Origin of the sequence: Hafnia sp. (assembly GCF_036648275.1) — a bacterium.
GTDB lineage: Bacteria > Pseudomonadota > Gammaproteobacteria > Enterobacterales > Enterobacteriaceae > Hafnia > Hafnia alvei.
In genome coordinates this window covers 62,669-77,476 of record NZ_JAVXIQ010000005.1, presented here as the reverse complement: position 1 = coordinate 77,476, position 14,808 = coordinate 62,669, and the positions used below count along the sequence as shown (strand labels likewise).

11 protein-coding genes are annotated in these 14,808 nt (G+C 46.2%); 5 read left to right on the top strand and 6 right to left on the bottom strand.

All coding sequences use genetic code 11. The features are described 5' to 3' along the window. The first annotated feature begins 217 nt into the window (after positions 1–217). Positions 218–1,684 carry a mannitol dehydrogenase family protein gene (locus RSC70_RS06710; RefSeq protein ID WP_332542088.1) on the top strand — a complete coding sequence of 489 codons (1,467 nt, stop codon included), beginning with the start codon at positions 218–220 and terminating at the stop codon, positions 1,682–1,684. A gap of 79 nt (positions 1,685–1,763) precedes the next feature. On the opposite strand, the gene RSC70_RS06705 is transcribed toward RSC70_RS06710, so the two are convergent. The 3 genes from RSC70_RS06705 to RSC70_RS06695 form a co-directional block, all read right to left on the bottom strand. Beyond that, positions 1,764–3,299 carry a cyclic diguanylate phosphodiesterase gene (locus RSC70_RS06705; RefSeq protein WP_332542087.1) on the bottom strand — a complete coding sequence of 512 codons (1,536 nt, stop codon included), beginning with the start codon at positions 3,297–3,299 and terminating at the stop codon, positions 1,764–1,766. Between the two features lie 178 nt (positions 3,300–3,477). Then, positions 3,478–4,221 carry a GntR family transcriptional regulator gene (locus RSC70_RS06700; RefSeq protein WP_332542086.1) on the bottom strand — a complete coding sequence of 248 codons (744 nt, stop codon included), beginning with the start codon at positions 4,219–4,221 and terminating at the stop codon, positions 3,478–3,480. A gap of 228 nt (positions 4,222–4,449) precedes the next feature. Then, entirely contained in the window at positions 4,450–4,773 is a 324-nt protein-coding gene (locus RSC70_RS06695; protein WP_025800844.1) for a hypothetical protein, read from the bottom strand. Between the two features lie 366 nt (positions 4,774–5,139). On the opposite strand from RSC70_RS06695, the gene RSC70_RS06690 reads away from it, so the two are divergent. From RSC70_RS06690 to cycA, 4 genes are all read left to right on the top strand, one after another. Beyond that, positions 5,140–6,126 carry a CobW family GTP-binding protein gene (locus tag RSC70_RS06690; RefSeq protein WP_332542085.1) on the top strand — a complete coding sequence of 329 codons (987 nt, stop codon included), beginning with the start codon at positions 5,140–5,142 and terminating at the stop codon, positions 6,124–6,126. A 37-nt stretch (positions 6,127–6,163) separates the two neighbouring features. Then, a complete protein-coding gene (locus RSC70_RS06685; protein WP_063585557.1) occupies positions 6,164–6,868 on the top strand; it encodes a phosphatase PAP2 family protein in 705 nt (234 codons plus the stop codon). Between the two features lie 399 nt (positions 6,869–7,267). Continuing rightward, entirely contained in the window at positions 7,268–7,852 is a 585-nt protein-coding gene (gene mepS, locus RSC70_RS06680; RefSeq protein ID WP_004096016.1) for a bifunctional murein DD-endopeptidase/murein LD-carboxypeptidase, read from the top strand. Between the two features lie 430 nt (positions 7,853–8,282). Then, positions 8,283–9,686 (top strand): D-serine/D-alanine/glycine transporter, encoded by a 1,404-nt coding sequence (gene cycA / locus RSC70_RS06675; RefSeq protein ID WP_332542084.1) that lies wholly within the window; start codon positions 8,283–8,285, stop codon positions 9,684–9,686. A 107-nt stretch (positions 9,687–9,793) separates the two neighbouring features. On the opposite strand, the gene wzz(fepE) is transcribed toward cycA, so the two are convergent. The 3 genes from wzz(fepE) to dinG form a co-directional block, all read right to left on the bottom strand. After that, entirely contained in the window at positions 9,794–10,909 is a 1,116-nt protein-coding gene (wzz(fepE), locus tag RSC70_RS06670; RefSeq protein ID WP_332542083.1) for an LPS O-antigen length regulator Wzz(fepE), read from the bottom strand. Positions 10,910–11,245: 336 nt separating this feature from the next. Continuing rightward, on the bottom strand, positions 11,246–12,163 hold the full coding sequence (gene ybiB, locus RSC70_RS06665) for a DNA-binding protein YbiB (RefSeq protein ID WP_332542082.1): 918 nt from the start codon (positions 12,161–12,163) through the stop codon (positions 11,246–11,248). Positions 12,164–12,256: 93 nt separating this feature from the next. Beyond that, entirely contained in the window at positions 12,257–14,446 is a 2,190-nt protein-coding gene (gene dinG / locus RSC70_RS06660) for an ATP-dependent DNA helicase DinG (RefSeq protein WP_282814929.1), read from the bottom strand. Positions 14,447–14,808 lie beyond the last annotated feature (362 nt).

Genomic DNA, 14,808 nt, shown 5'->3' with positions numbered 1-14,808 from the left:
GGACTAACCAATTTCATTTTCTGTCATATGACTTTAGACTGCAAGCCACTTTAGCGATCTTAGAAGATGTCAGACCGCATTAATACTCAGGCCATAAACGCATTTTTATGCCGTGAGCATAGGTGAGATAAAGTGGTCTAACATCTTTTGCTTTACCGTTCTGATGCTGACAGACCTTTGTTCGTCTGCCACGTTCATCTTCTCAATGGAGTTCAGCATGAAAAACCTAGCCAACCACTCTTTGCCAGACGGTGTAAAACAGCCCACTTATGACCGTAGCCTTTTAAAAAGCCGTATCGTCCACCTCGGTTTTGGTGCTTTTCATCGTGCCCATCAGGCATTGCTGACTGACCGAGTGCTTAATCAGCAAGGCGGAGATTGGGGTTATTGTGAAGTTAACCTGTTCGGCGGCGAAAAGTTGATTGAACAGCTGCGCGAACAAAATCATCTGTACACCGTGTTGGAAAAAGGCGCTGAACATAATCAGGCCGTGGTGGTAGGTTCAGTGCATGAATCGCTGCACTCAGAAATCGATGGCATTCAGGCCGTTATCGAGAAAATGGCGGAACCACAGGTAGCCATTGTATCGTTGACCGTCACAGAAAAAGGCTACTGCATTGAACCCGGCAGCGGAAAATTGGATCTCAACAACGCCTTGATCCAACGCGACTTAGCCACTCCGCTGGCACCGACTTCAGCACCAGGCGTGATTGTGGAAGCTTTACGTTTACGCCACGAACGCAATCTTGCACCGTTTACCGTCTTATCTTGCGACAACATCCCTGAAAATGGTCACGTGGTTAAAAACGCAGTTCTCGGATTAGCTAAAGCACGCGATGAAAATCTGGCCACATGGATTGAATCCAACGTCACCTTCCCAAGCACCATGGTTGACCGTATTGTACCGGCCGCCACGGAGGAAACATTGGCCGAAGTCGCTCAGGCCGTTGGCGTGGAAGATCCTTGTGGCATCGCCTGTGAGCCTTTCATTCAGTGGGTTGTGGAAGACAATTTTGTCGCAGGTCGCCCGCAGTGGGAAATCGCTGGCGCAGAGCTAGTGAGTGACGTACTGCCTTATGAAGAAATGAAGCTGCGCATGCTTAACGGTAGTCATTCATTCCTCGCGTATCTGGGATATCTGGCTGGCTATCAGCACATTAATGATTGCATGGAAGATCAGGCCTATCGCACCGCGGCACACCGTTTAATGCTGCAAGAACAAGCCCCGACGCTACGCGTAACCGGCGTTGATTTAGGTCAGTATGCCGACCGCCTGATCGAACGCTACAGTAATCCATCGCTGAAGCACCGCACTTGGCAAATTGCCATGGATGGCACCCAGAAACTGCCTCAGCGTATGCTGGACTCCATTCGCTGGCACCTTGCTCACGACAGCGCTTTCCCATGCTTGGCGCTCGGTGTGGCGGGTTGGATGCGATATGTTGGCGGCGTAGACGATCATCAACAGGACATTGATATTCGTGATCCTATGGTGGAAACATTAAAAGCGGTGGTTGCTGGAAGCCAAGAAGGCGAAGCCCGCGTTCAAGCATTGCTGGGTATCAAAACGGTATTTGGTGATGAGTTGCCAAAACAAGCTACATTTGTAGCAGCCGTAACCCAAGCTTATTTAGCACTCGTGAAACATGGCGCGGCTAAAACCTGTGCTGCACTGGTTAAATAACTGACGTGAATTGGCTATCCTTTATGGGATAGCCAAAGCTGTAAACTTTATCTGATAGCCAATTGATATATTAAGCATTCTATAACAGCCACTTATCGCTAAAGATTTTGAGATCTTCTGGCCGCCCGAATAAATACCCTTGTAAAAAATCAAGGTTATATTGCTTAAGATGCTCCGCCTGTTCCGGTGTTTCCACCCCTTCCGCGACCGTCACCATTTGTAGACGTTTAGCTAAATCAATCACGTTATCTACGATATGTCCTGATAACGCATCTGACCCGATCATGCGGATAAAACTCTGGTCAATCTTAAGAATATCGATATGGAATTCACGCAGATAAGCCAAGCTTGAGTGGCCGGTGCCAAAATCGTCTAACGCAATAAGCACACCAAGCTCGTGTAGCTCATGGAATATGCGGTTCGTCATTTCGTTTGGCACAATTAGCTGGCGCTCGGTCAGTTCTAATACCAGCTGAATTTTATAGCCTTCAAAGGCGGCAAGAAATTGGCGGCAATCCTCAACCAGACTGAGATCTTTAAAATGGCTCGCGCTAATATTGATTCCAAAATGGAAGTTGTAAGGGAGACGCTCCGCTAACGGCGCAAAATAGTCCCTCACCTGCGCCATTAAATCTTGAGTCATCGGCACGATTAGCCCTGATTCTTCGGCTAAAGGAATAAACTGGTTAGGCGCAATCATCCCCATCTGCGGATGACGCCAGCGCATGAGCACTTCACACCCCGTGAGATCGTTCGTATTACCGCTAACAACGGGCTGAATAAACGGAATAAACTCATGATTCCTCAATCCGCTTTTCAATTCGGATAAAGGTGAATTCACGCGGCCCATTGTACGATAGGTTACGAATCCCAATAAGGCGGCTAAGAGTGGGAATAAAATAATGCTGCCGGAAGAGTACTCCCAGACGTATTCCCAATGGGTGCTGGTGGGAATTTCTGTTGCAACCGTGTAAGGAAAACGCGTTGATGTCTGAAAATAGCTGGTGCCATTGGGCTGGAATTTCTCATCGGAGACATGGCCTGAACTATCCATCCAACTTGTACCGACTAATAGACGGATTTCCGTTGGTGTTTGCAGCAGTTCCAAAACATTCTTTAGATAATAGCCATCAACACCAACTAAAACGCTGTGCTCACCGTAAGATTTGCGAAACGCAATAAGCGAACGATTTGGCGTTACCGGATTACCATTCAGCATCAATAGCATTCCACCGACGTATTTACTGGTACTCACACTGGTCGAATACTTTCCCGCTAGAGATGAGCAGTAAACATTATCGCCAGTAGCCAGATTAACAGTACGGATATCTGGAACAACGGTAACTTGATAACGTAAAGCATCCTGAGTTTCAGTGTTACAGGTCTTACCTAAATAATCATGTACAGCATTCGCGGCGGTCTCTGCATTTTGTAACGTCGCATCAAATTGCGATATCGCACGCTGCAGGCGTTGTTCAATATCGCGCTCCATCCCACGCGAAATCTGCCATGAAATTGTCAATACGGCGATAATAAGAATTAAAATAACGACCAGTAGAGAGACGATAAGTCTGGCTACTGGGCGGAAACTCGCTGAGCGAAAAAGCTTTGTCATATATCAGTTACCGGCAATTTCCGACGGATATTATTTTTATTATGTCGAAAAACGACCATAAATAGCTAATCTATTGCGAAATATAGGAACTTACCGCACAAACTGATGAAAAAGCCAACGGCGAAGCGACGTTGATAGCATGCAGCTAAGGTAGTAATGCACTAACAAAGTATAATGCCTACTCGCTCTGTAACACCGGAGTTGATTCAAATAAAAAACCATCGAAACTCGGATCTTCGGGATCGGAGATTTCTAACAACTTAGTTTTTACATTTTCCAAATGCTGCCACATCGCCTGTTTTGCAGATTTAGCATCGCGACGTAAAACGGCATGCAGAATTTTTTGGTGATCGTCTAACCAATTCCAACGGTAGCTGAAGTCGCTGGTATGCACGTGCAGCCCACTCCACATTGGGTTATGTTTTCTTGCCTGCCAAGCGTCGTGAACCATGCTGGCCAACACGCTGTTTTGCGTAGATTGCGCAAGCAGGCAGTGGAAGAGTTCATCGGCGCTTTCATCGACCGTGCCTAAGGACAATAACTGGCGCTCTTGCTCAATCGCTTTTCGCATCTTCATGATGTCGGCTTTGGTTGCCTGAACCGCCGCAAATGCCGCAATCTCGCTCTCCAGCAACTGCCTTGCCTGAAGCAATTCAAAAGGGCCGTAGGTATTTTCATCGAGATCGGTCACCGCTGCACGTCGCTGGCTTTGCGGCAAAGCAACAACATACACGCCGGAGCCTTTACGAACATCAATCAGCTTTTCCAGTTCGAGCATGATAAGTGCTTCACGAACAACGCTGCGGCTAACGCTAAATTGTTCCGCAATATCACGCTCAGGGGGCAAACGTTCGCCAATTGGATACTCTCCTTGCGCAATGAGCTCACGCAGAGTATTGCCCACTTCTTGATACAATCTCATATTGCTACCTTTTATACCGATAACGTGGGCGAATATTGTCTAGCTTACCAATTGGCCAGACCAAATCCCCAAATGATAGGAGCACTTACCTAATTTGGTCTGATTATATCACAGCAGAGAAATGACCTCGGCAAAATACATCAATAACAGGGGCTGGATAACCATAATCCAAACCCCATTTGAATCCACCAACGTATAAAGTATTGAGAAAAGAATTAGCAAAGAAATCTAATGATAATTAATAGTTAACACACCTAGGGTATGTTTGGAATTGATCCAGTTTAATTGACTGGTTCCCACTGAAATAGGGAGATCGACGGGAGCCGTACCTATTTGGCTAATTGGATGACTGACCGTTGCGGTTCGGCCACCGTTGTCACAGCGGGTTTTTATGCGATTCTTGTCAATGCCAACGTCACAGGCATCTTCAACAATCGAGCCAACAAAACGAATAACCCCCACATTTCCTGCCTGAGCTTCAGGCATCAATCCAGAGAAAAAAGGCAATCCTAAGCCGACAGCGAAAAGCATTGATAACCAAACCTTATTCATGGTCACCTCTTGGATTTTCACACAAATACACGCTAGCCGGTAAATACATCAATCCATGCAAATCCTGCGCATAGAGAGTGATTTAAAGGTAGCAGTCTGTAAAAAACACAACGGCACCAAAACAGGAAACCTTAAGAAAAAATGTCGTTCAGGCGATATACAGCAGGTAACTATGCTATAGAGAAAATTCTTAGCGTTTAATAAGGCTAAATCGGCAAGCCCACAGTAGATTACGGAAGCGAATATTTTTGCGATATTCTCTTTTTCGTTTAACTTTGGTTTAACGTTGCAGCACTTTCGCTCCCCTGAGATAGTGTGCAATCATGGTAATATTCTGGTCGAAAAGCAGGTAAATCGGGGCGTTAAATGACTAAAGTAAATCTCATCACTGGATTTTTGGGTAGCGGTAAAACCACCACGCTACGCCACTTATTAGCAAACAAACCCGAGAATGAAAAATGGGCTGTTTTGGTCAACGAATTTGGTGAAATTGGCATTGATGGTGCGCTGTTGGCCGATACCGGAGCCGTGTTAAAAGAGATCCCCGGTGGATGTATGTGCTGCGTTAACGGCCTACCCATGCAGGTTGGATTGAATATGTTGTTGCAGCAAGCCAAACCCGATCGCTTGCTGATTGAGCCCACGGGGCTTGGACATCCAAAACAAATCCTAAACCTGCTGACATCAGATACCTATCAAGCTTGGCTTGAGTTAAAAGCCACACTTTGTGTGCTTGATGCCCGCCAGCTGAGCGATGACAAATACACCAGCAACGAGAATTTCCGCGATCAGCTCGCCGCAGCAGATATCATTGTGGCGAATAAAGACGATACCTATAGCGACAGCGATCGCGAGAAGCTCGATGGCTGGTATCAGCAAGCGGGCTCAGGACGTCGCTTAGTATCGACGCAGCATGGGCTGCTTGATGTGGTATTACTCGACAGTCCACGTGAAAATATCGCCGAGCTACCTAATGCTAAACATCACCATCATGGTAAAGCGCCTGCTTCAGGCATCGCCGCTCTGCGTCTGCCTGAAGGGCAAAACTGGCGTCGCTCACTGAATCAGGGCCAAGGCTATTTTAGCTGCGGATGGGTATTCAGCACGGAGACCTGTTTCAACACCGTCGCGTTGCTGGAATGGGTACGTCTCGCACCGGTTGTCCGCGTGAAAGGAAGCTTGCGGATCCCTGAAGGAACCTTGATCGTTAATCGACAAGGCGCTGATTTTCATATTGAAACGCAGCAGACCACGCCGCTGGACAGTCGCATCGAGTTAATTCATGACGCTGAAACCGACTGGAACACATTACAAAGCGCGCTCTTAAAAGCGCGTATTAAAACAGCATATTAAACAGATGTTTTCATTTTTTACAGGTTAGGCTTAGCACATGACTCGTCGTAATCTGCCGTGGATTATTTTGTGTAATCTCCTTGGCATCGCTTTATTCTTTTCTTGGTATTTGGCTCCGAATCACGGTTTCTGGTTCCCAATAGACTCGTCGATCTTTTTCTTTTTTAACGATCATCTGGTCACCAACCGCGCCTTTCTCTATTTAGTCGCCTATACCAATAATCGTGCGTTTGACGCCATAGCACTACTGTGTATGGGATTGCTATATCTGTCATTTTTTGTCAAACAAGATGGTTACGGCAAGCGCCGAATGCTAATTTTGGGCGTGGTAATCTTGCTGACTGCGGTGGTTTTAAACCAACTGGGTCATATTCTTCCCGTTAAGCGTGCAAGCCCAACTAACTATTTCCCCCACATCCATCGCGTGGGAGAACTTACTGGAATTAACACCAAAGACAGTTCAAGCGACAGTTTCCCTGGCGATCATGGCATGATGTTGATTATTTTTGCCGTATTCATGCTGCGTTATTTTACGCTTCGCTCTTTTATTATTGCGCTGGCGATCTTCGTGGTATTTATTCTGCCGCGCATCATGATTGGTGCACATTGGTTTAGCGATATCGCCGTAGGCTCCCTCAGCGTTGTGCTGGTAGGTCTAAGCTGGTGGCTACTCACGCCTGCATCAGATGCCTTATTGAACTTGTTAGACCGGCATTTGCCCGGCAAGTATCGTCCGCAATAATCCATCACATCCCCCTGAATCCATATCATCGATTAAGGGGGATAAATCAGACATTGCATAAGTTCTCATTCAGACAATTCCTATACCATCTTGCCTTTCTTTTATCCTTTCCATCCCGTGCGCATCTTTTTTAATAATCTTTAAATATTACATATTATTACAGCAGCTTCTTATTCTTTAAAATGCACAAAAAGCCTCGCCAAACCTATTTCGATCCGGTAATATTTCAACGTTTGTGCATAGATTCTGAGTTTTTGAGAATAATAGCGACAAAAGTGTGCTCCACCGCACAGATTTCATGTGTAAACATTGTCACATGTGGATCCTATTATTAGTCTCTTGAATGGCATTTATAGATAGCGACTCCGTCGTTAAGGACAAAAAGGAAAATCTTCTACAATGGTCAAGTCTCAACCGATTCTGAGATATATCTTGCGATTAGCTCCAGCTATCGCCGCCGCAGTACTCCTGTCGGCATGTAGTGCAAACCATTCTTCATCTGATAGATACGCACAAACTGATACGCATGCAGTTAAAGACAAAGATGGTCTTTTACTTCAAGCTTCTCAGGATGAATTTGAAGCAATGGTTCGTAATGTGGATATTAAATCCAAAATTATGGATCAATACGCAACCTGGAAAGGTGTGCGTTATCGCCTCGGTGGCGATAGTAAACGTGGCATCGATTGTTCAGCATTTGTTCAGCGTACTTTCCGTGAACAATTTGGTTTGGATCTGCCCCGCTCTACATCAGAACAACAAGATACTGGCCGCCAAATTCAGCGTACCAAGCTGCGTATCGGTGACTTAGTGCTGTTCCGTGCAGGTTCAACGGGCCGCCATGTTGGTATCTATTTAGGTAATGATCAATTCGTTCATGCTTCCACCAGCAGCGGTGTGACTATTTCAAGCCTGAATGATAGCTACTGGAAAGGCCGTTATCGTGAAGCTCGTCGAGTATTGACCAACCCGGCGCATAGCTAATCCAGACGCACAAACACCTGATTGTCCTAAATGCCCAATAAAACGCGACTTCGGTTGCGTTTTTTTATGCCCGCAACCCCTCTGCTTCTCCTCATCAGCACCGTCACAATATTCTGTAATCCGTTCTTGACGCTGAATGATTATTGCGGTGATTTTGTGATCGAACGGATGTTTTATCCGACTCAGCTTGAAATGCATCACAAATCACTGTGGATCGAGATCTATAAAAAAACAAAAAATTAACATTAAGTTAATCTATTTGTATTCAATTCTTATTTTCTTCCCTAATATCTTGGATGTCCTGCGAAAGAGTCGTTCTCTATCGCAATGCATTTATATACCTAAAATTATAGGCTGCACCGCAGCTAATCATCTGCGAAATATCAGCAGAAGGCATGCCACTTACAGACAGGTAAAAGGAAGAGACAAAATGGTAGAGCAGGTAAAAGTTGAGGCCGCGAGCCCCGCAAAAGGGGAAAAGCATCTACGGCGTAATCTCACCAACCGTCATATTCAGCTTATTGCTATCGGTGGTGCCATCGGTACCGGCCTGTTTATGGGATCCGGCAAAACGATCAGCCTTGCAGGCCCCTCGATCATTTTCGTCTACATGATCATCGGCTTTATGCTGTTCTTCGTGATGCGCGCAATGGGGGAGCTGCTTTTATCCAATCTTGAATATAAATCCTTTAGCGACTTTGCTGCTGATTTACTCGGCCCGTGGGCTGGATATTTTACCGGTTGGACATACTGGTTCTGCTGGGTTGTCACTGGGATAGCCGACGTCGTTGCAATAACCGCCTACGCGCAGTTCTGGTTCCCCGGGCTTTCTGATTGGGTCGCCTCGCTTGCCGTGGTGCTTTTGCTGTTAGGCCTAAATCTGGCAACGGTCAAAATGTTCGGCGAAATGGAATTTTGGTTTGCGATGATTAAAATCGTGGCCATCGTTGCGCTGATTTTGATCGGGCTAGGCATGGTGTTAATGCATTTCGAATCACCAACCGGCAGCGTGGCTTCATTTAGCAACCTTTGGAACGACGGTGGCTGGTTCCCGAAAGGCTTAAGTGGTTTCTTCGCGGGCTTCCAAATTGCGGTGTTCGCCTTTGTCGGTATTGAGCTGGTAGGAACCACGGCGGCCGAAACGAAAGATCCTGAGAAATCACTGCCACGAGCGATTAACTCGATTCCTATACGCATCATTATGTTCTACGTATTTGCACTGATCATGATTATGTCAGTGACACCGTGGAGCTCCGTGGTTCCAGATAAAAGCCCGTTCGTTGAACTGTTCGTGTTAGCGGGTTTACCTGCCGCTGCCAGCATTATTAACTTCGTGGTGCTGACCTCTGCGGCCTCCTCCGCCAACAGCGGCGTTTTTTCAACCAGCCGTATGCTTTATGGCTTAGCGCAGGATGGCGTAGCACCTAAGCGCTTTGCCCTGCTGTCTAAGCGCGCGGTTCCATCATCAGGTTTAACGTTCTCCTGCGTTTGTCTGCTGGGCGGCGTGGTACTTATCTACTTAATCCCTAACGTTGTTACCGTCTTCACGATGGTCACCACGGTGTCAGCGATCTTGTTCATGTTTGTTTGGTCAATCATTCTGTGTTCATACATGGTTTACCGCAAACAACGTCCTCACCTGCATGAAAAATCTATCTACAAAATGCCTTTTGGCAAGCTGATGTGCTGGGTGTGTCTTGCCTTCTTTGCGTTTGTCATCGTACTACTCACGCTGGAAGCTGATACACGTCAGGCATTGATGGTAACGCCGATCTGGTTTGTTATTCTGGGACTGGGTTGGATGTTCATTCGCAAACGTCGCAGCACACAATAGATACAGGCTGCTCTGATTAAACAAAAACGGGCCATATGGCCCGTTTTTTTATCTCTGATAAGTTGATATTTCTATCAAGCTATTAAGATCTCAAATTAATACATACGTTATTTACGGTTTTTGATCACATGGCGGACAGTGACCAAACCGACCGAAGTGATCCCACCTAAAATAAGTGCCAGCAAGACAATTAGCGCCGTTTTAGGGCTGTCTTTTTTCACTGGCTCATTAGGCTTCATCATGTATTTGTACGCGGTGAAATTGATATCCGCTAACTTTAGCTCGCGCAGCTTGCTGATAATCATCTTGCTGTCTTGCAAACCAGAGTTCAACTGAGCCAGATCGGTAATCGATTTCTCAATTTCCAGCTTACGTTTTAAACCGTCAGAACCCAACGCAATAGAAAAATCAGGGTCATCTTTAATCGCGGTGCCGTTACTATACAGTGGACGTTTCACACCAGCCGCATCAGCAATAGACAATGCATAACCAAGACGGTTGATATTCACGTCTTGCACATTTTTTAAACGAGCAAGGGCCATATCATATTTTGACTCTTCACTGCTCAGGCTAATATCGATCAGACGCTGGATCTTGCCGGCGATGAACCTTTCCACCGAGGCGTTAACCACTGAGATATAGCCTTCCAACGTTTTTTGCGCGTCTTCACTGCTATCAGCGGTAAACGACAACTTATAGTAAGAATAAGCGGTATCAGCTGGAGTCTTGCTCAATTCGCTGCTAAAGGAAGCAAAAGACTTGGTCGCCAAACTGTCAAGTATCTGACGCTTAGCCAATTCATCGTTAGGACCAACTTTCTCAATGAGCCGCTTATAAAAATCGGTTGTCACGAGGTATTCACGGCGCAAGATCTGAGAGTCATAGTCTCGTGCGAAGAGACTTAATAGATCTTTTTCGCTAACGTTAAAATCGATGTTAAAAACAGCAAGCTGCGGCTTCAATTCATCCAGAGATGTGAGTTCCTCACTTTGCGGAGCAACAACAACGGCCTCACTCGTCCATTTTTGCGGCAGAATTTTAGCAATCCCATACCCGATTAAACCAAAACAGAACGTTATAATTAAAATTGTTTTATATGATTTAATTGCAATAAGTAACCATTCAATCAAGTCAATTTCATCATCACGTGGGAATGGAGGCTGGAATTTGCGGTTTGAGCTGTCTAAAACAGCATCATTATTTTCATGATGTATAATAGTCATAATGTTACAAGCAAGTCACACTCTGTTATGCACTGTTGAATATGGGTACGGTAGAATTTTCCAGAAAAGGATACTGGATAACTTTTTTGATAGATACAACTTAAAGTGAGATCTTAAAAATAAAAATATAAGCTCAGTGAGAACAAAAAAAACAAATAAATCACCAGCGCAAATAAAATCCTAAGAATTAAACTCTAATTTGAAGAATTTTCTTAGCGTTTTATTTACCTTAACCAGAACTTACCCCGATTAAATTCGCATAAAAAAACGCCTATAAATAGTTATTTAGAGTGACTACATTTATAATGTACTGCTTGTAGGCTAATTCCTTTCACCCTATTTTTGTGTACTGACAATATTCAAGCAGGCTTCTACCTGTAGCTTGAGACTTAGAGGTATTGGCAGCTCACCGCGAAGACAACGTTTCGTCCAGCGCACGGTTTCCTCAATGCTTTTTGCCTCGGCTAATTCGGGTTTATCCCCCTCTCCCATTTCGCGCGTCACTAGCGTACTCATTTCTCCCTCACGGCATAAATGCATCTGCGGGCAACGTAACGGGTTTGCATACGCCTCGCCTTCCGTTCCATGCAACAGCAGCGAGGTCGATAATGTTTGATTAAATAACCCCGCCATTCTCTGGATATATTCTGGGTGGGAAACGCTGGCAATGCGCAAAGCGTTACCGGCAAAAGGGTTAATCATCTTGATTAGAGTATGTGCGCTATTACGAACGCCCATTCGCCAACGTAATGACAGCACTTGATGCATCTCTGGCGCTAAATCTTCCACGCAGATAAAAACCGGCTTGCCGGTTTTCCAATCAATGTTTTGCACGTCGCGTGTCGGTGTAATGTCCAGTTCTTGGAATATTTCAGCGCTGGTAACTCGGCCTGGATCTTGGCTAACACCGTGCACCAACACGGGAACGCCCTCCCTTGCCAGCAGCATGGCCAACAAAGGAGTTAAGTTAGCTTGCTTGCGAGCGCCGTTATAGCTTGGGATCACAATAGGCATTGGCATATCAGTAGGCAGCGCAAGGTTGGCGGAACGCTGCTGCATCGCTCGATAAAAACCAAGCATCTCCTGCTCGGATTCACCTTTGATACGCAACGCAATCAGGATACCACCTAACTCCAGCTCAGGGATGTGACCGGCCAGCATATCGCTAAACAACGTTTCAGCCAGTTCGGCGCTGATATCACGCGCGTGGTTCTTTCCTCGCCCTACTTCTTTAATAATTTGTGCATAATCCACGGCAACACCTCGTACTCATCTAATTTACATTTGCATCATATTAGGGATAGTACGTGGCATTATTTGCTCTGACAATTGTACTTAGCGCGAATCTCAGCCTCGACGGCGAGCACCACGCTTGCCACGCGAGCCGCTCGTTGATTTTTTATCGCTCTTCGGCGCAGGAATTTCGGGGAGGTCGCCCTCCGGCATTGGGCGCTGCTCAATTGGAAATACCGGCAATGCGCCCAGTAAACGTGCGCCATAGCTTTTGCTCAGCAGGCGGCGATCATAAATAATGATCTCACCTTTGCACTCATGGCTTCGGATCAAGCGGCCAACTTGCTGGATCAGCGTGAACGACGCACCAGGCAAGCTCTGTACTTCGAACGGATAGCGTTTGAGCGTTTTCAACCATTCGCCTTCGGTGAGGATCACGGGGCTATCTATAGGCGGGAAAGCAACTTTATGGATATGCACCTGAGTGAGCAACTCTCCTTTAAGATCTAACCCTTCAGCAAATGACTGTAGCCCCACCAAGGCACTTTGCTGGCCTTTACGCACACGGCGACAGTGCTCTTCAACCAAGCGGTAACGCGGTTGGTCGCCTTGAACCAACAATCCCAAACGTAATGCCGGCACGAAGCTGAGGAACGTGTGCATCGCTCTCTGGCTGGCAAACAGCACCAACATGCCGGTATGCTTGCCACTTTCCCATTCATGACGGAAAAAATGTGCCATTTGGCGTAAATGCTCCGCTTCCTGTGCCATAGCAGGTTCAAGCGTCATTTGCGGGATCACCAAACAGCCTTGCTCTGGATGGTTAAACGGAGAATCCAGCGCGACAAAACGATCTCCCGCTTTTTCATTTAAACCAGAGAGCTCGCTAATTCTGTTAAAACTATTCAAAGACCGTAGCGTAGCCGAAGTGACGATGGCATGTGGGATTTTTCGCCACAGCATTTTCTCAAGCTGATCGCAGACGCGGATCCCAACGCAATGCATATAGATGTGCTGCACATTGTCAAATACGTCACGCGTTAGCCATTTCGAAATCGGTGCATTGGATGCTTTCTCCATTGCCGCCAAACGCCACAGTTTCGTCATCGCCTCTAAATAGCTGAAACTACGACTCATCTGCAAAATGGCTTTGTGCAATCGCATAATGTCGTGACTGCCGGTCTTTTCCTGCAAATCATTCATCATGAATTCAGCCAAACCGCGCAGCCCGTCCGTCAATTTATATAAACGAACGGCAATATCGACCATGGGCTCCGGCAATACGCCCATCTCGAAACGATAGTTTGGCTCACTGCTTCCCACGGGAAGTAGCGATGTCGCCATACGATCAAAATCTGTGGTTAACTGCCGCATCTCTTCACAATGGGCTTTTAAGCGCTCGCTATCCATCAGCTTCGGGCGATTTTTAGGGCTGTACTGTGCACCGCATTGCTCGATGTGTCGCGCGATCCCTTCCACCTGGCCGTTAACAAAAATAGCCGTAATCTCGCCATCGATTTCTAGCGCATCACGCGCTACATCAGGCAAATGATGTCCTTCATCCAGCACCAACAGCAAATCTTTGGCATTAGGGAGAACCGACTCATTTTCTAACGCAGCCATAACTAACGCATGGTTTGCGACCACCACGTCAGCGCTCTCGATTTCTCGACGAGCAATAAAGAAAGGACACTCGCGAAAATACATGCAGTTGCGCGCTAAGCAGTTGGCGCGATCGGTGCTTAGCTTCGCCCACAGAGCATCATCTATATTCTCATCAAGGTGATCGCGCAAACCATCCCAACGATAGCCGCTAAGCTGCTTGCTGATTTTTTGACATAGCGCTTTTTCTTCGGCGCTGCTGGGCTGTAAATCATCTTCAATAAACAGTTTAAGGTCGCCCTGCATGCCTTCAGCGCTCGCCATCGCGGCCAGATTACGCGGGCAGATATAGCGACCACGGCCAAACGCCGCGGTAAACTTTAAATCGGGGATAATTTTGCGCAGCAGCGGGAGGTCTTTGCTGTAAATCTGATCCTGCAAAGCAACGTTGGCCGTGCTCACCACCAGAGGTTTCTCTTGATCGCGACTAATCGCAATCCCTGGGATCAGATACGACAGCGTTTTACCGACACCCGTTGGCGCTTCAATGGCCAAATGACGAGCATCATCACCGGCTAGCGTTTTCGCGACTTCCGCAATCATCGTGCGCTGCTGAGGACGTGGGATAAAATCAGGGATATGCTCAGAAAGGGCTTTATACCATTGAGTAATTTGATTTTTAGTTGCGGAAGAAAGCGCCATTGATACTCGATACAGAAAGAAACAGAGGGCTATTTTCTCATATTCACCATCAAAAATCAGCCTGATATTCTGTCATGCACGTGGAATAGCAGTTGATAATAATGTTTACATAAATAGATTAAAGCCAAGAAATATTAGGAGCATTCTTAACAAATAATATGATTTTGATTATAAATATTCAGCAGAATAATTACGCTTTGTTGAAGGGCCCTAACAGCACAAATAACTTAAAAACCGAGGGATATTAAAATCAGGTCGAAAGCGCAGCAGCATTTTACCATAACGAATATTTATGCTTATGTAAACCCCAATTACGGCATTAATCTGAATTTAGGGGTTGTCTCATCATCTCATTATGTTAG